The organism is Streptomyces sp. NPDC056231, from assembly GCF_048270745.1.
Lineage (GTDB): Bacteria > Actinomycetota > Actinomycetes > Streptomycetales > Streptomycetaceae > Streptomyces.
On sequence record NZ_JBLVKW010000046.1, the window covers coordinates 40,100 to 57,307 of the forward strand.

Here is a 17,208-nt window from a genome sequence, read left to right on the forward strand (position 1 = left end):
ACCGCTCGACTGGGCGGCGCTGGTCAACGGCAGTCGGGGGAGCGTCAGTCCGGGGCACACTCGGCGCGGGCGGGGTCATCGGGCGTGCCCTGGACTGCTTGACAGCTCAGCAGGCGAGCCGCGCGTCCGCCCAGTCGGCATGGTCGTACTGGTTGCCGTCGCCGCCGTCGGTGACGCGCAGACGAAGCGTGGTCGCCCCGGCGAGGTCGACGTCGACGGGGCTCGCCGGCTCGGTGCCGGTCATGAGAGGGCTCTTCCATGCTTGCTTGCCGTCCACCCAGACTTCGAAGACCACGCTGCCGTGCTCCGCGACCTCCGCGTCGACACCGACGGCGGCAGTGAGCCGGGAGCATTGCTTGCCGAGGTAGAGCCCGACGTCGGAGGCTGCGTGCACGCCGAGGCCCCTGGTATAGGCGGTGGCGCCAATCGTGACGGGCCCACCGTCGCCGGCAGCCTGATCGCCGTTGCTGTGGTCGCGTTCGACCGGGCCCCAGCCGTTGGTTTGCGAGACGAAGGTCAGATCGCTCACCCATGCCTGACCCGTCGGCGGCTCCGGTGGGGTCGCCACCGATACCGTCACAGGGTTGGAGACCACCTGATCGCCGCCGATCGTGGCCTGGGCGGTGACGACGGACTGACCGATGCCGACCGCCGTGACCAGGCCATTGCTGTCAACCGTGGCGACGGAGGGGTCCGAGCTGGTGTACGTGACCGTCACGGGTGCGCTGGTGATGTTGTCGGCGTTCAGCGCAAGGCCATCACCAGTGACGGTCACCGCTGAGGCAGTCATGTCGGCAGTGTTGACACGCTTGTTGAAGCCCTTGACGTAAGTGTTGTCGGCCAGGGTGATGTCGTCGGCACCGTCGAAGGTGAACAGCGGCACGGTGCTGCTTGAGGGCGGTGCGTCTGTGGAGAGAGTTGCGGTGCTCCCGATGAACAGGGGTTGGTCCGGCCCAGTGAGACGCAGGTGCGCGTAGTGCTGGATCCTGTTGCCGCGGAAGGTCAGGGCACCGACACTACGGCCGGAGACCACCGTTGCGGAGGTGAGGTTGAAGTCGTTGTCCGCGATGAGGACGTTGCGGTGCACCGGCTGGCCGGCGACGAAATCCTGGTTGGTGGGGTCGAACGAGATGACCGGGCTCGCAGGGCGGTCGAAGACATTGCCGCGGATGACGACGTCCCGTACGGGTCCGGACTCGTACCAGGAGTGCGCGTCGGACGAGATCTCGATACTGGACATGCTCATACCGTCGAAGTGGTTGTTCTCGATCCGCACGGGCCTGCGGGTGGTGACGAGAATGCCTCGGGTGGGGACCGCCTGAAAGGTATTTCCCTTGATCACGACGGACGGCGTGTAACTGACGTTCTCCGCGGCGTAGTTGCCGGGGGCGTCGACGACGGAATCGGGCAGCGGGCGGTCGACAGCCACGGTCATGGTGCGCAGGTACGTCTCAGGATCGGCGCCGGCGGGGACACTCGTACCGGTGGGTCCGTCCACCGAGACCACCGTGGCCGTCGCGCCGGGCGCGGCAAGCATGGTGCGCTTGTTGACGAGTTCGATTCTGTCGCCGGGATGGAACTGCGGGAAGCCCGCCGTCTCGTGGTGCATGTACCGCAGAGACAGCTTCTTCTGCTTCGCTTCCGTGCCAGTCACCTGGAGATAGGTGCTGTGGACGTTGATGGGGTCGTCCTGCGGATTGTCGAAGACGCAGTTGGTGATGCGCACGGTGCCTCTGACGCCGGACATCTGGATGTGGTCGGCGAAGCTCGACGTGACCCGCCCGGTTCTGCGATCGGTCTTGAACACGACCGAGTCGATGGTGATGTCCTTGCTGAACTGGCCGACCATCCCGAAGCCGTGGAGGTAGCCGAGTCGCAGATGGTCGACGGTGACGTGAGCCGACTCCCAGAACAGGGCCGCGGGGGTGTCCCGTGTGGTCTCGCGCATCGCGTAGACGTACCCGTCGTCCGTCGGCGCGGTGCCGTTGGTATAGACGATCTCCAGTCGGCTGCCACCCAAGTCGGTGATCTTTGCGACGTTCTTGAAGACCGGGTTCGATGTGCGCCGGGTTCTGTTCGATGAAGGGTCGTGGATCTGTGCGTAGTTGAAGGAGTTCGTGCCGGTCCAGTAGGCCTGCCCGGTGACCGGGCTCCGTTCTCCTGACCACCGCACCGAGGTGCCTTCCACCGCGTAGTGGTAGGTCTGGGGCACGGTGATGATGCGGTAGGCCCGTCCGTTCGTGACCCCGGTCTGGGCCACCGTGATGTCGACCGTCTTGGGGTCGACCCAGTCCTGCGAGAAGTTGGTGAACCGTACGTTGGTGGAGCGGATCGCGGCGAACACGGTCTGGAACCCGTGATTGAGGATCGTCGAGCCGCCGCCGTCGACCACGACGTCACGCATGCCCTCGAGGAGAATGCCGATGCTCTTCGTCTTCAACGACTGGTCGGCGCCCAGCGTGTTGCTGACGTAGAGCTCCCGCTTGGGGGCGCGCTCGGGATAGACCTGGTATGTGCCCGGCGCGAAGTGGATGGTGGTGGGCCGGTGGATGCTCTTCGCGTGAGCTATGGCGGCTGCGATCCCGGCCGCGGAGTCCGCCTTTCCGCTGGGGTCGGCGCCGAAGTCTGTGACCTCAACGACGGTACGCCTGGTGTTGTCGGCCAATGATCGGCTCGACACAGATCCGATGACTGAATTCTGTTGAAGCTGGCTCGCGTTCTTCTCGACGGCGACAGCGGGGGGCGTGACACAGAGGGCAGCAACCCCGCACGCTGCGACAGCGGAAGTGAGCGCCTTTAAGTGGGAGGACATACGGGCAGCCCGCGGATGTATGGATCTCATGGCGTCCCTTTCTGAGGACCGAGCTCGACATCCGATGAATTCGACGCCATGGAAGATAGAGGCCAACTCACCATAAGGGCAAGGGAAGTGACAAAAACCAACACGCTGGTTCCATGGGTCACGGCCGAACGGCCGCGCAAGCGGCGAGATCGTCCGCACCTGGACGGGCGAGGACACCCTCAGCGCAGGACGGGTCACCTGGGACGGTACGTCCGAGTCGGGCGTACCGGTGGGGACCGGCGGTTATACCTGGCAGCTTGCCGCCACCCCGGCGGACGGCGCGGGTCCGGACGCGACGGCGTCGGGTGTCGTGAAGGTCACCGGCTGAGCACAGCGCCGCATGGAAGCCGGCTCTTGCCCGAGGCCGTCTCGGGGAAGGAGCCGGAGCCCTGTACACCGTCAACACAGGGAACGGATGTCGGCCCGGGGGCTACCGCCCTGGTTCAGGGAAGTCTCCCCAGGCTGAATGCGGGCGGCGGGTGAACGCGGCCTCGTCCACGTCGGTGATCCCTGCGGCGGTGAGAGGAGAAGCTCAAGTCCGTTTCCTGAGCAGCGTGGTGATCTCGGCGCCGACGTCCTCGGTGAGCCTGCCTGCGCACGAGATGCCGAGGCTTTCCGCGAGCCCTCGGCCGTGCAGGTCGACGGCCGACTCGGCGAGTTCCGCGAACGCCACGGCCGCCGCCCGAGCCCGCCACCAGGCCGTCGCCGCGGTGACAACGCCGACGACCACCGACGGCCACCACACGGCGCCCACGGCGAGATAGCCGAGGGCCCACGCCACCAGCCGGGTCGCGGCGGCGAGCCGGCTGCGGGCCGTGCCGATCTCGGCGCGCACATCCTCGGGCAGCGTCAGCCAGAGCCGTGGCCAGGCCGAAGTGAGGTCGAGCCGGTAGGCCTCCCAGACGCGGGTGTCCACCGCGTCGATCCGGTCGCCCAGCCAGAACGGGTGGGTCGGCTGCACCAGGCTGATCCGGTTGCGCCGGGCGTTGAGCTCACGGGCCCGCGCCGCGGCCGCTTCCGCCTCGGGAGTGCGCTCGGCCCTGGCCGCCTCCACCAGAGCATGGTCGAACCGCTCCTGCGCGGCGTCCCAACGCCGGCGGCGCCGGGCGGTGAGCCGTCGCGGCCGGGTGGCGAGCCACAGTCGTTCCACCGCGGCGCCCAGCGCGGTGACGGCGAGCCCGAGGCCCGCCGAGGCGGCGAGGAGTCCCGCCAGGACGAGGACCAGCGTGCCGGTGCTCCGCAGCGCGGGCTGTGCCGACAGCAGGTCGAGCCGGGTGAGCAGCAGGCCGGTGTCGTGCCAGTGCTGGTGTCCGAGCGTCACCCCGGCCACGGTCACGCTCATCAGCAGCACGCTGGGGCCGAGCAGCAGGGTGAGCCAGCGTTCGGCCAGCTTGCCGCCCAGCGCATCGAGGAACGTGGTCACGACCCAAGCCTCGTCATGGCCATCGGCTGCCGGTGCACCAGGCAGTCCACCGGCACCGTGCCCGGCGCCTCGACGCGGGGGCAGGTACCGCCGGGGCAGGCGAGGACCTCGAGGACACGGTGCCCGTCGCCGCCGCCGGGCAGCCGCTCGTAGGAACGGACCGGGCTCAGCCCGGCCGCGTGTCCCGCCCGCAGCAGCATTTCCTCCAAGGCATCGAATTCGTCGGCGAGTTCACAGGGCGTGGCGCCACCGCGGACCCGGTCGGAGATCGACTCCGCACGCGCCCGGATCTCCGGCGAGGTCCGCACCGCGTCGGCCGTGTCAGCCAAACGCCTGCACAGAACGGCGAGTTGGTCAGCGGTCATCACAATGAGGATAACCTCGCGTGGTGACCCCGACACCCTTCGACAGCGAGATCGAGTGGAACCGGCGCCGGGTTGCGGAGGGCTCGGTGAACGCCATGAGCGACCTGGCCATGAGGCTGCGCGACCGCCACCGGTACACGGGTGATCCGACGGATCTGGTGGAGGGGATCGCCCAACTGCGCACCGCCATCGGATACGTGCCGGACCACCCGATCAGACACACGTTGCGGGTCAACCTCAGTGCCTTGCTGCTGGATCACTTCCAGTACTTCGGTGACGTGTCGGCGCTGCACGAGGCGATCGCCGGATGCGACGAGGCGATCTTGCTACTGGATGAGGAGAACCGGCGAGTGGCGGCCACGATGCGGGCCGAGACGCTGGTCCTGCTTGCCGAGCACACCCGCGACCCGGCGTACGTCGCCGAGGCAGTCGAGTCGGCGTCACGACTGCCGCGCGTGCCGGCCGTGCTGTTCGTGCTGGGCAAGGCCCTGTACCTGCGGTACGGGCTGACCGACGACCACACCGTACTCGCCGAGGCGGCCCGGGTCCTCGAGGAGAGTGTCCGTGCGACGCCCGCCGACGATCCGAACCACCTGCTGCGGCTCAACCAGTTGGGCGATGTGCTGCAGCGCTCCGCAGAACACACGGGTGACGAGTCGGTGCGAGAGACCGCCATCCGGCATCTGCGGGTCGCGGTGGCGGGCACCCCGAGCACGTCGGGCTTGCTGCTGGACTTCAAGGTCGACCTCGCTGCCGCGCTGCTCGACCGCGGCCGGCACACCGGTGACCTCGCGGCACTGCGGGAAGGCGTGAGCCTCCTGCGCGAGGTGCTCGAGGCCACCCCGTCAGGTACCCACCCGTGGGGCAACCGATGCGAGAACTACCTGATTGCCGTGCACACCCTGGTCGAACGGACCGGCGACATCGAACTGCTGGACCAAGCCGTGGAGATCGGCCGGTCCGCGCGTGGCTGGGGCAGCAAGGAAGCCACCGTCCCGCTGCTGCTGGGACTGCTGCACCACGATCGGTTCCTGCGCACCCGGCTGCAGTCCGACCTGACGCAGGCGGTCACCGCGTTGACCGAGGTCGTCGAGGCGGTGCCGTACGGCGGGCAGGACCACGTGGCGGCGCTGGGCAACCTGGGCCGGTTCTGGCTCTCCGAGTACCGGTTCAGGGGCGATCCAGCAGCGTTGCGCCGGTCCGTGACGGCACTGGGCAGCGCCGTCCGCGCGAGTGCTCCCGACACTCCCCAGCGCGGCGTAACCCAGATCAACTACGGTGACGCCCTGAACGCCCAGTACGAGCTGAGCCTGGATCCCGGGGTCCTCGCCGCGGCGGGGCACGCCTTCCGCGAGGCGGCTCGGACCGAGGGAGCGCAGCCGATGGTGCGGATCAGGGCCGCACGCGCATGGGCACGCACTGATGCGCAGGCGGGACACTGGCGCCAGGCGCGGGACGCCTACGCGTTCGCGGTCGGCCTGCTGCCGCTCGTGGTGCCGCGGCGTCTTGCCCGCCTCGACCAGCAGCGGGTGCTGGAGGAGCTCAACGGTCTCGCCGCCGACGCGGCCGCCAGTGCCTTGTGGGCAGACGACCCGGACACGGCAGTACGGCTGCTGGAACTCGGTCGTGGCGTGCTCGGCGGGCAGGTGCTGCAGAGCCGCAGCGATCTGTCCCGGCTGCACGCCGTCGCACCCGAGCTCGCCGAACGGCTGGGGGACGCGTTCGACCGGCTGACCCCGTCCGGGCATCTCCTGGGCGCCGCGGCGGATGAGCGGCACGACCTGGACATCCGGCTGGGACGTCTGCTCGACGAGGCCCGCGCGCTGCCCGGGTTCAGGGACTTCCTCGCCCCACCGGAGCTTGCCGACCTGCTGGCGTCCACGGTGAACGGACCCGTCGTGCTCATCAACGTGAGCGGGTTCCGCAGCGACGCGCTGATCGTCGAGCCGTCGGGTGTCACGGCAGTCGAACTGCCTGGCGTGACGCCGGACTCCGTGGCGGAGCAGGCCGCTGCTTTCGGGGCCGCTCTGAACGCGGCGACCCGGCCGGGAGCGGGCGAAACCGAGGCCCAGGCCACCGTCACGGAGGTGCTCGGCTGGCTGTGGGACTTCGTCGCCGAACCGGTGCTGAAGCGACTCGGGCACACCGCCGCGCCGTCCGGCGCCTGGCCACAAATCTGGTGGTCACCGGTGGGACAGCTTGCGTTGCTTCCCCTCCACGCGGCCGGCCGCTTTCCGGACGGTGCGACGGTCCTCGACCGGGCCGTCTCCGCCTACACCCCGACCCTACGGGCATTGCGGCACGCCCGGGCCCGGTACGCCCGAGCAGGCGAGGATCTGGTGATCGTGGCGATCGGGGACGCACCCGGCGCGAAGGCACTGCGCAGCACGGAGCGGGAGGCGAGCAGGATCGCCGCACTGACCCCGGCCACACGGCTGATCGGCGCGCAGGCGACGGTCGACGCGGTCCGTGCCGCGCTCGTGTCGCACGCGTCGGCGCACTTCGCGTGCCACGCGGCGAGCGATCCCGGCGCCCCGTCAGCCGGGCATCTGCTGCTGCACGACGGTCCGCTGTCGGTGCTCGACGTGTCCGCACTGGACCTCTCCGGGGTCCGGCTCGCGGTGCTGTCGGCGTGCGAGACCTCCCTCGGCGCACACCGGATCCCGGACGAGGGCCTGCATCTGGTGTCGGCCTTCCAGCTCGCCGGCTACCCGCAGGTCGTCGGCACGCTCTGGCAGGTCAACGACCACGTCGCCCGGCTGGTCGGCGTGGACCTGCACCAGGGAATCGCGGAGGGCGAAGACGTCGCAACAGCGTTGCACCACGCCGTGCGCCGCTGTCGGGAGCGTTTCCCGAGGACCCCGACGCTGTGGGCGGCGTACCTGTATTCCGGTCGATGACGGTCACGTGTCCGGCAAACGTATGGCCACCGGCGTGGCACTGCGGCCAAGCTGGTGATGTGGCGTTCTGGGGCAGGAAGAGGAAGAAGAGGAAGCAGCCGGAGGTCACCGACCACGTCGTCGGTGACTTCGGCAAGGCCGAGATCAAGGTGACCGAGCGGCCCGGCGACGTGCCGCTGATCAACATCAAGCTGTCGGTGACCCAGGAGTTCGCCTTCGGCGCGGAGTTCGTGCACAAACGCGAGGAGCTCGGCCTGCGGCACCCGGAGACACTGCACGCGCTCCACTTGTACGCGGCGGCCCTGGGCCGACTGCCCGACCGGCGGAACGACGCCGTCGAACTGCTCGACTGGCTGGTCGCCGCCCGCGCGGACGACGAGGAGAACAGACTCCTGGCTTTGAACGACCTCACCCGGCTCCTGCAGGAGGGCGGCCATCTCGCGCTCGCCGAGCAGCAGTTGCGGGAGGCGTTGTCCGGGTGGGAGCGGCTGCGCGGCCAGGACGACGCCCAGACCCTGTCGATCGCGACGAACCTGGGGAACGTCCTGATCGACCTCGGGCGCCGGGAGGAAGCGGAAGGGCTGATGCGGGACACGGTGGCCCGCCGTACCCGCACACTCGGCGCCACCCATCCGGACACGCTGAGCAGCAGGAACACCCTGGCGGGAACGTTACGCGGCTCGCCCGACCGATTCGCCGAGGCCGAGCGCATGTACCGGGCGATGCTGGCCGACGTCGACGGCGGCAGCGACCTGGCGTTGACCGTTCGGCACAACCTCGCCGCCGTGCTCATCCACCAGGGCAGCCACGCCGAGGCCCTGACGATGTACCGGGAACTGGTCGACGCCCGGTCGCGGCTGAAGGGCGACCAGCATCCGGACACCCTGACCACCCGGCACAACTACGCAGTCGTCCTGAACCGGCTCGGCCGCGTCACCGAGGCGGAGACGCTGATCGCCGAGGTGCTCCAGGGCTACCGGCGGGCGTACGGCCTCCGGCACGCCGCAACCCTCGGGGTCCAGGTCGACCTGGCTGCGATGAAGGCCAACCAGGGCCGCAACACGGAGGCGGTGCCGCTGCTGCGCGACGCGATCGAGGGCTACCGGAGCACGCACGGACCCAACCACCCGCGCGTCCGTGAGCTCACCGGCGTCCTCGCGCAGCTGGGCGGGTGATCACGCCATCGGTCACCTGGTGTCGTGCACGAAGCCCAGCAAGGGCTCGAAGCGGGCCCGTCAACCAGGGTTCCTGTCGTCCTTGCTCTCGTGCGTGGCTTCCGGCCAGGCGCGCCCTTCGACGGCGAGGCCGGGATGCAGCGGTGAAGCCTGGCGACAGCCGGGTCGCTGGAACTGTCGTTCGGTCAGCCGCAGCATCGCCTTCGCAGGCGCTGCCGGACCGTTGGCCCGGCCTCGTGGTGGGGGCTGCGGAGGCACACTGCCTGTGGGTACGAGCCGTGGGCCAGGATGTGTTGCCTGGCCCACCGACGATGAGGATCAGCACGTGCCTGTGATGGCAGACGGCCGGTGGCGTCTGCCATCACAGGCGGGGGCGAAACCGGGATGCCCGAAGCGTCGTCAGCGGACGACGTCGAAGACCTGCTTCTGCAGGCCGTTGCTGTAGACCTCGTGCTCGACCAGCTTCAGCTTCTGGGTGTCCTTGTCCGTGGTGCTGAACAGGCGCTTGCCGGCTCCGAGCAGCAGCGGGAAGACGAGAAGGTGGTAGCGGTCGATCAGGCCCGCGTCCGAGAGGCTGTGGTTCAGCGAGGCGCTGCCGTGGACGATGATCGGGCCGCCGTCTGCCTCCTTGAGGGCGGCGACCTCGTCGAGGGAGCGCAGGATGGTGGTCTCACCCCAGTTGGAGACCAGCTTGTCCTCGGTGAGGGTAGTGGAGACGACGTACTTCGGCATCGTCTTGTAATGCGCGAAATCCGCCATGTCCGGCCACACAGGGCTGAACGCCTCGTAGCTGACCCGGCCCATCAGCATCGCGGTGGACTCCTGCTGTTCGCGCCCCTTGAGCTCGAACGCCTCGGGGACGAAGTCGACCTCCTTGAAGGTCCATCCGGAGTTGCGGTAGCCGGGTTCGCCGCCCGGGGCCTCCATGACGCCGTCGAGCGAGATGAAGGCCGTGCTGATCACAGTGCGCATGAGAGGTTTTCCTTGATCTCTTGGAGGTGTGTTGTGTGGCTGCTCGGTGCGCGCTCGGCCCGCGTTCACGGCGCAGGCGCCCCGATGATGAGGTGCTGGTGACCGCCGCGGAGAGCGGCTGGTCCGGTGATTCTGGGGGTGAAGCGGATCAGGGTGCCCGACGGTGCGGCTGTGCACCGGTGAGCGCGGAGTCAGGCGAGGAGGCCGGTCAGCCACTGCTGCCAGGCGGCCTCGGCGCCGTCCGTGTCCGGGCCGAAGAGGTGGTGGAACATCAGCACCACGCCGGGGAAGTGGTGGAAGGTGTAGATCCCGTCGGCGGTACGGACCTCGATGCGCTCGTCGTCCGACCAGGTCACTTCACCGTCCACCTGCGGCAGGCCGGCCGGATCGGCGTGCGCCCGTGCGCCCACGGCGACCGGGCTCGGTAGCGACAGCCCGCGGGTGAGGGCTGCCCGGACCTGCTGCGTGGGCTGCTCGCCCGAGGGCGCCATGGCGAAGACGGGGACGCCGGCGCGTCCCGGGAAGTGGGTCAGGTACTCGCGGAGCGTGTGGAGGTGGAAGGGCCAGCCGCGGCGCAGCGCGTCGTACTCGTCCTGCCAGTCGTCGCCGAGCATGCCGCTCTGGACGATACGGAGTACGGTGCTGCCACCGTCGCGCCCCTCGATCAGGTACTCGAAGGCCATGAAGCGGCCGTCCTCGGCAGTGGCCGTGCGGGTGGCGAAGCGTCTGCCGGGTTCGTAGGCGGTGACCACCGAGGTCTCCCGGTTGCCCCCGATGTCCATGGCGGCGGTGCCGCCCTCGCGCGGCTCCACCTCGCTGCGTCCCATGAACCAGGAGTCGATCCCCGGTCCGGTGGCGATCGCCTCCCAGACCTGCTCCGGGCTCACCGGCAGGGTCGCCTCCTGCTCGATCTCGAAGGGGTGCGTCATTGCGAGTTCTCCTGTCGTGCTTCGGATCCGTGTCCTTCTGTCCCTCCGGGGTTCTGCCGCGGGTCAGCCTCGCTCCCCGGGGCGCCGGAGGGCGCGGCGGGAATCTGGTGGAGCCCGACGATCACCCGGTGACTACGGCCCCCGGGGGCGGACTCGTCGTGGTAGCGGCTGACGAGGGCCGTCACGGCCTGGGCCAGCTCGTCGGCGAAGGCCGTGCGGTCGGCCGCGGAGGCGAACCGCACCTCCGCATCGATGGCGAAGGTGGCCAGTCGCCGCCGGGCCCGGGAGGCGCCGGTCAGCAGGGCACCGACCTCCTGTACCAGTCGTGCTCCCAGCGACAGCAGCCAGCGGGCGGAGAGCTGGTCCGGGGACCGGGACGGGTCCGGGCTGACGGCGGCCAGGGCGCTGGGGGAGATCACGTAGGAGGCGGCAGTGGCGCGGTACACCCGCTCGGTGACATTGCCCTTGCGCCGTTCCTCGACGAGTTCGACCAAGCCGTGACGCTCGAGTTCCTTCAGGTGGTAGTTGACCTTCTGCCGGGGCAACCCCAGGCGGGCGGCCAGCATGGCGGCCGAGCCGGGCTCGGCCAGGGCGGCGAGGATCCGGGACCGTATCGGGTCCAGGGACGCCTCGGCCGCAGCGGGTTCTTCGATCACAGCGACGTCCAGCACCGCTCCAGGATGGAGCCGACAAGAATTATTGTCAAGAAAATAAAAACTGTCGGTGTGCCTTCTGTGGCGTCGAGGCCGTCGCCCCAGCCTCCTGCGTGACCTAACTGGGCCTGTCTCCTCGAGGCCGAGGACGACCTGGAGAGCCGCCGGGCTCGATCCATCGAGCCGCGGCGCGTCGACTCGGCCTTACCTTCCGCTTCCCCCCGCCGCGTCGTTGCGCCTGCTCTACCGCCGACGTGCCCCCGTCGATAGCGGTGAAGGCGAACCGTGTTCGGTGCGCTCCTTCTCCAGGTAGTAGTAGCTGCGCGTCCGGGTCGCCGAACAAGAAGAACAGACGCAGTCCCTTCGCGCCCCGCTCCATTTCCAGCGTCCACGTGTATGTCTCCGGTGCGGGCTCCCTGGCGTTTGCGGAAACTTCGAAACCGGGTTCCGTATCGTGGCGTTCCTCCCATGAGGTTTGCCGCGTGACGCTCACAGTGACGTGTTGACCATTGCCCCAACCCGACTGCTCATCGGTCAGGTGCCAGGTCCCAGTCCCCGACATGCGCCAGCCCTCGTCGAAGTTGAACTCCTGCCCGTCGAGGTGCGCCACGACGGCCGTTTCATCGGCCTTCAGCGCGACCTCCGTTCCATCCCAGCTCCGCCACATCCCTACGGTGTCGGCGTGCGTTGCGTTCGACACCGCGGGTACGGAGCTGTTTCATCTCCCGGTAGTCGTGCTCGATGCGCCGGCGGAGCTTGGCCAGCCGCACCAGCGAGGCCAGGGGTATGCCGGAGGGCAGGCTGGACAGCCGGAACTGCACCGGTTCCGGCTCGGTGGCTGGCCATTCGGCCAGCAGTCGGCGCTCAGGCAGTTCCACACCCTGCGTGGCCTGGCGGATCTCGCGTCCGGCGGGACGGATGCGCAGGGCGACGAAGCGCGAGTACATGCGCTTGAGGCCGGTTCGGCCTGTGCCTGGCCGGGAGCCCTCGCGCCAGGAGACGGGCCGGGCCGCCTGCCGGCCGGCCTCCATGACCAGTTCCTTCACCGTCTGGGGCTTGTCCGGGTATGTCGCCACCGGTGGGCGGCCGATGCCTTGATACTCGGGAGTGATCGGCCGTGCATGGGCGCGATGGGCGGTGTGACGGCAGGAGATCCCGACCGCGTAGGCCGGTTTCCGTTCCTCCAACCCCAAGCGGAAGGCGGCGGCATCTCCATATCCGGCGTCCGCGACGACCAGCGGGACGTCCACGCCCCAGGTGCGGGCCTCGTCGATCATGTCCAGTGCCAGCTGCCACTTTTCCACATGCCCCACCCGGGCAGGGATCCCGCAACGGCCGCGGCGGGCGACCCTGCCCGCTTCCGCATCCGGCGAGGCGGGATCCCAGGAGGCGGGCAGGAACAGCCGCCAGTTGACCGCGGCCGAGGCGTGATCGTGCCCAGGTGCAGCGACACCCCCACCTGGCAGTTGGTGACCTTGCCCGCAGTGCCGGTGTACTGCCTCGACACACACGCCGAGGCATCCCCGTCCTTCATGAAGCCGGTGTCATCGACGATCAACGCCTCCGCACCGATGACATCGTGCAATTTCCAGGCGAGCCGGGCCCGCACATGGGCCGGATCCCACGGACTGGAGGTGATGAAGTGCGCCAGCGCCTGACGATTGCCGTCCTCACCGAGGCGGGCCGCCATCGGCTCCACCGACTTGCGCCTCCCGTCCAGCAGCAGCCCCCGCACATACACCTGCCCCCAACGCCGCTGGTCCGCACGGAAGAACCCGTCGAACAACTCCGCCGCGAACGCCTCCAGGCCCTCCTGGCCACCTGGACCGGCGCCTGCTCGATATGCGGCCAATCTGCACCGACACCAGAACCACACCACAGGACCTAACAAAGCCCTACTAGTGCTGTGACCGGGAAGGTTCACCGTGATCGGAAGGCGGCTCGTGGGTCGAGCGCACGCGAAACTGCTGGTATTACTGGGGCATGCAGGAAGAGACCGCACGCTCCGCGATCGACACGTTCATCTCCGCGTTCAACGCCTCGGACGACAGCTATGTGACTGCCCTGCTCTCCCAGGCCCTGACCTCAGACGTGGTCTTCTGGGGGCCGTTGGGTCGCAGCGAAGGAATCGGCGCGGTCGAGCGGTTCGTGCTGGACATCCGACGCCACCCGGCGGGGACCGGCACGATGGTGCGCTGCTCAGCGGTGGACATGCCTGACGAATGGGCCCGGTACCAATGGGTCTTCACCACGCCGGATGGAGGCCCCCGCCTGGCGGGAACGGATGTCGTCCATCTGCGACGGAGCCTCATCGACCAGGTCATCGTCTTCGCGGGGGAGATCGAGCCGTTCGCCTCCTGAGTCATCCTTCTGTCGCTGTCCTTCTCCTGAACTTGCCCCGTCGGCGTTCGGGGGCTGCTGTTCGCGGTTGGTCAGGCCGCGGTGTTGAGGGGGCGTCCGCCCCAGCGAATGCCCTTTTCGCTGCGGGTGCGGGCGCGTTCATTGCGGTGGGCGGCGAGTACGTCGGGGTGGCGGGCGTTGGTGTTGCGCCAGCGAAGGTAGCGGTGCAGTGCCTGGGTTTGCGCAGGGTGGCTGCGGTGGTGGGAGTTGGCCAGGGTGAACTGCCGCAGCGGGCCGAAGTGGGCCTCGATCGGGTTGGCCCAGGAAGCGTAGGTCGGGGTGAAGCACAGCTCGACCTTGTTCTTCTTCGCCCAGCGGCGGATGCCCGCGCCGGTGTGGGCGGAGAGGTTGTCCAGGATGATGTAGATCGGGGCGCCGTCGGGTCGGGCGGCGCGGATCGACTTGAGCGCGGCCAGGGTGTTGGCGGTGCCCTTGCAGCGGCGGTTGACGCCCCACAGGCGGTCGTCGCCCACGGAGTAGCAGCCGTGGAAGTAGGTGACGCCGTGGGTGCGGCGATAGGTCGCCGGCAGCCGGTTTGGCTTGCCCTGCTTCGCCCAGCAGGAGCCTGCGGTGGGCCGGATCCCCAGGGGCCCGAACTCGTCGAAGGCGAAGACCCGGTCCGGGAAGCGTTCCAGCACCTGCTCGATCCGGTCGAGCTTGGCGTCGCGATCAGGGTCGGGTGACTCCTTCCAGGTCTTGGTGCGCTGGAAGGTGATGCCGCGGCGCCGGAGCAGGCACCGTAAGGCTACACGGCCGATGCGGATGACACGTCCGTGCATTTTCCGCAGGTAGGCGGCGAGCTTGCGCAACGACCAGCGGGTGAAGGGCCGGCCGAGCTTGATGGGGCGGGTGGTGGCCGTCTGGATGACGAAGTCTTCCTCGTCAGGGCTGAGTCGGCGGGGACGGCCTCCCGCCCAGCGAGGGTCCAGGCAGGCCAGGCCGATCTCGTTGAACCGGTGGATCACGTCCCGGACGGTGTCCTCGTCAGCCTGGACCAACTGGGCGATCAGAGGCACCCGGTTCCCGCCGGCCGAGGCCAGCAGCATCATCGCGCGCCGGTAGCGCACCGAGTTGGTGCTGCCCCGGCGCACGGTCTGCTGCAGCTTCTGCCCCTCCTGGTCGGTCAGCCCGCGTACATGCGTTGGCGGTGGCGATGAAGACGTCGCGGGGAACTGAGCGAGCGACGGGGGAGGGGCACAGAGCCCCGAACGCCCCCTCCCCCGCTCTCCCTTGCACAACGTGTCTTCGGCCGAATCGGTGACCATCAGCCGCCCGCGTCGTTGATCATCCCGACGGCTCGTGAGTCCCGCCTGGAGGAGGACCCATGTGTCGCTCAACAGCCCTGATCCCCTGACTGACGCCTCGGTTGTCCTCAGCGGGAATCGTCGGCTGTCCGGGCGGTGCCGTCGTGCGCGCCGTGACGTCGGCGGGCCATCTCCGGCTCCGTCAGAAGGCGATGCCGTCGACACCGCGGGAGACGATGTCGCTGGGCTTGCCCGCCAGGTCGCGGACCGCCCGCCAGGCCATGTCCATCGCTGAGTCGACGTAGGCACGAGGGGCCGAGTCGGTGTTCGCGATCGCGACCCGCCCCCACGTCTGGCGGGCGACGTGGCTCGGCAGCTCGCCGTAGGGCCAGAACGTGTCCCAGGGACGGCCGTACTCGTAGGCGTATGCGTGGGCCCAGCGGTTGACCGTGATGCCCTCGATGTCGCGCGCCGGGTCGAAGCCACCCGGGCCGAGGGCGCGGGCCAGCTGGTCGCGAAGATTGCGCTCCATCTCTGCAAAGCTCGTCCTGATCAGCTCGCCCCGGCCTGCCGCGCCCTGCCGGCGGGGCGGGAGACCGGGCCGGCACGCCGCGCGAGAGACATGCAGGATCGCCGACTCGCTCGGCTTGTCGGGGAAGTGGTAGCCGCCCATGCTGACCGGGAAGTCCAGTTCGGCGCCCGTCCAGTAGCCGGTCGGGAACCGAACGCTGGAGATCTTGAGGTTGTCCAAGGCCTCCCAGTTGCGGACCAGAACGCTGGTGTACACGAGGGCAAGACGCGGGCTGTCCTTGAGGGCGCCCCGCTGCCGCTGGGAGATCTCGCTGGTCAGGAACGGGATGATCTGGTTGTTGCAGGCGAGAACGACGTGCTCGGCGCGGACGGTCTCCAAGCGGTCCTTGTGCACGTAGGAGACCTGCACCTGGCGGGCGGAGTCCGGGTCGCCCTCGTGTACGACGCGCACCGCCGGTGAGTTCAGCCGGATCCGCACGTTGTTGCGGCGCCGATCGAGCTCACCGTACTGGATCCGGCTGGTCGGGATGGTCTCCATCCCCTGCCCCGGCATGGCATGCGGGATCAACTTCCGCACGAGCGAGTAGACGACCCCTGCGTTGCCCTCGGGGAAGTGGTAGATGTAGTCGTCCTCCGAGGTCCACACCTTGTGACCGGTAGGCGCGATCCGCGGATCGGGGCCACCGTCCCAGTCGAGGCCGAGCCCGTCGAATCCCGCGAACTCGATCGACGCGTCGAGCGCGCCGACGGCGTCGGCGCCATAGCCCCAGTTGCCGTTCGGCGTGGTCTGCAGGAACTTCTGGGCGTCGGGGTGTGCCTTGACGTGGTCGCGCAGGTAGTCGAGGTAGGTGATGTCGGCGAGCTTGTCCTTCTTCTGCTGGTCGGAGAGCCCGGGCATCCAGTCCCGGGGGTCGTCGTAGATGGCGGCGAGGTCGGCCTTGGCTTGGGCCGCCATCGGCGCGTTTTCGAGGATCGTCGAGTACGGCGTGCCGCGCTGCCAGGTGACCAGGTGGTCCTTGCCCCAGGACTCCTTGTCGAAGAACAGGCCACGACCCAGGCCGTGGCGCGCGTTGAAGCCGGAGTCGAAGTACTTCTCGAACCGCTCGACGCGGATCCCGATGTCGGTGAGCAGTTGTCTGGCGGGCGGCGCGTACGTCGAGGGCGACTCCAGCGATTGCGACCCGCCGTAGCTCAGCAGTGTTCGAGCGGTGGTGCGGAACTCGTTGCGCCGCGCGTGCCCGCCGATGTCGTCCATCGCATCGAGCACGAGGATTTTGCAGTTCTTGCCGAACTCCATCTGGTAGTAGCGCGCGGCCGAGAGCCCGCTGATGCCGCCGCCCACGACGACGAGGTCGTACTTCTCGTGGGTGTCGCGAGGCTCCGGCGCGTCGTCCCAGAAGGTTCCGTCTCGCAGGGCGTGCGGCACCTTCATGGCGGCGTCGGAGTACCCGCGCAGGCCTTGCCAAGTCGGCGGGTAGTAGCGTGCATCGGCCCTCGGGGCCTCGGCGGCCGAGGCCGGCCCCGCCGCCGCGCTGCCCCCCGCTACCAGCGCGCCCACGCCCAGGGCGACGCCGTCCAGGAAGTCGCGACGGCGGATCTTCCGGTTCATGCCCAGCTCGTCGTCGGTGAAGTCGCTCAACTGGCTCGCCCCCAACACTCTCGGAGAATGTGCGGATCCAAGCGTCATGCGCGTCGTTTGCAACTGAATCCGCACAGCAACGCGGCCTGATGCTACGGATCTGCTCATCGGCGGTCAATGGTGCGGTCAATGGTG

At 69.0% G+C, this 17,208-nt stretch carries 11 protein-coding genes and 1 pseudogene; 3 read left to right on the forward strand and 9 right to left on the reverse strand.

Annotated features, from left to right (window positions below; genetic code table 11):
• Window positions 1-106: 106 nt before the first annotated feature.
• The 3 genes from ACNPQM_RS28830 to ACNPQM_RS28840 form a co-directional block, all read right to left on the reverse strand.
• Entirely contained in the window at window positions 107-2,665 is a 2,559-nt protein-coding gene (locus ACNPQM_RS28830; RefSeq protein ID WP_418086253.1) for an NPCBM/NEW2 domain-containing protein, read from the reverse strand.
• A gap of 709 nt (window positions 2,666-3,374) precedes the next feature.
• Complete coding sequence (locus ACNPQM_RS28835; RefSeq protein ID WP_418086254.1) at window positions 3,375-4,265, reverse strand: hypothetical protein; 891 nt, start codon at window positions 4,263-4,265, stop codon at window positions 3,375-3,377.
• Complete coding sequence (locus ACNPQM_RS28840) at window positions 4,262-4,630, reverse strand: hypothetical protein (protein ID WP_418086255.1); 369 nt, start codon at window positions 4,628-4,630, stop codon at window positions 4,262-4,264. Before ACNPQM_RS28840 ends, ACNPQM_RS28835 begins: the two co-directional genes overlap by 4 nt.
• A gap of 23 nt (window positions 4,631-4,653) precedes the next feature.
• Here ACNPQM_RS28840 and ACNPQM_RS28845 point away from each other — a divergent pair, with 23 nt between their 5' ends.
• Both ACNPQM_RS28845 and ACNPQM_RS28850 read left to right on the forward strand, forming a co-directional pair.
• Window positions 4,654-7,530, forward strand: a complete 2,877-nt coding sequence (locus tag ACNPQM_RS28845) for a CHAT domain-containing protein (protein ID WP_418086256.1) — start codon at window positions 4,654-4,656, stop codon at window positions 7,528-7,530.
• A 59-nt stretch (window positions 7,531-7,589) separates the two neighbouring features.
• Window positions 7,590-8,705, forward strand: coding sequence for a tetratricopeptide repeat protein (locus ACNPQM_RS28850; protein WP_418086257.1), 1,116 nt, complete (start codon window positions 7,590-7,592; stop codon window positions 8,703-8,705).
• Between the two features lie 399 nt (window positions 8,706-9,104).
• Here ACNPQM_RS28850 and ACNPQM_RS28855 read toward each other — a convergent pair whose 3' ends face one another.
• The 4 genes and pseudogenes from ACNPQM_RS28855 to ACNPQM_RS28870 all read right to left on the reverse strand — a co-directional run bounded on the left by ACNPQM_RS28855 (window position 9,105) and on the right by ACNPQM_RS28870 (window position 13,261).
• Entirely contained in the window at window positions 9,105-9,677 is a 573-nt protein-coding gene (locus ACNPQM_RS28855; protein WP_358863445.1) for a dihydrofolate reductase family protein, read from the reverse strand.
• A 191-nt stretch (window positions 9,678-9,868) separates the two neighbouring features.
• Window positions 9,869-10,606: an SRPBCC family protein gene (locus tag ACNPQM_RS28860; RefSeq protein ID WP_418086258.1), complete on the reverse strand. Its 738-nt coding sequence runs from the start codon at window positions 10,604-10,606 to the stop codon at window positions 9,869-9,871.
• Complete coding sequence (locus tag ACNPQM_RS28865; protein ID WP_418086259.1) at window positions 10,603-11,277, reverse strand: helix-turn-helix domain-containing protein; 675 nt, start codon at window positions 11,275-11,277, stop codon at window positions 10,603-10,605. Before ACNPQM_RS28865 ends, ACNPQM_RS28860 begins: the two co-directional genes overlap by 4 nt.
• Window positions 11,278-11,879: 602 nt before the next feature.
• Window positions 11,880-13,261, reverse strand: a pseudogene (locus ACNPQM_RS28870) (IS701 family transposase).
• On the opposite strand from ACNPQM_RS28870, the gene ACNPQM_RS28875 reads away from it, so the two are divergent.
• The gene (locus tag ACNPQM_RS28875) at window positions 13,243-13,620 is read left to right on the forward strand and encodes a hypothetical protein (protein ID WP_086831186.1); all 378 of its coding nucleotides are present in this window, start codon (window positions 13,243-13,245) and stop codon (window positions 13,618-13,620) included. The pseudogene ACNPQM_RS28870 and the gene ACNPQM_RS28875 sit on opposite strands and share 19 nt — an antisense overlap.
• 71 nt (window positions 13,621-13,691) lie before the next feature.
• Here the strand turns inward: ACNPQM_RS28875 and ACNPQM_RS28880 are convergent, their stop codons facing one another.
• Together ACNPQM_RS28880 and ACNPQM_RS28885 are read right to left on the reverse strand one after the other, a co-directional pair.
• Window positions 13,692-14,786, reverse strand: coding sequence for an IS630 family transposase (locus ACNPQM_RS28880; protein ID WP_418086276.1), 1,095 nt, complete (start codon window positions 14,784-14,786; stop codon window positions 13,692-13,694).
• A 319-nt stretch (window positions 14,787-15,105) separates the two neighbouring features.
• Window positions 15,106-17,091 (reverse strand): NAD(P)-binding protein, encoded by a 1,986-nt coding sequence (locus tag ACNPQM_RS28885; protein ID WP_418086260.1) that lies wholly within the window; start codon window positions 17,089-17,091, stop codon window positions 15,106-15,108.
• Window positions 17,092-17,208 lie beyond the last annotated feature (117 nt).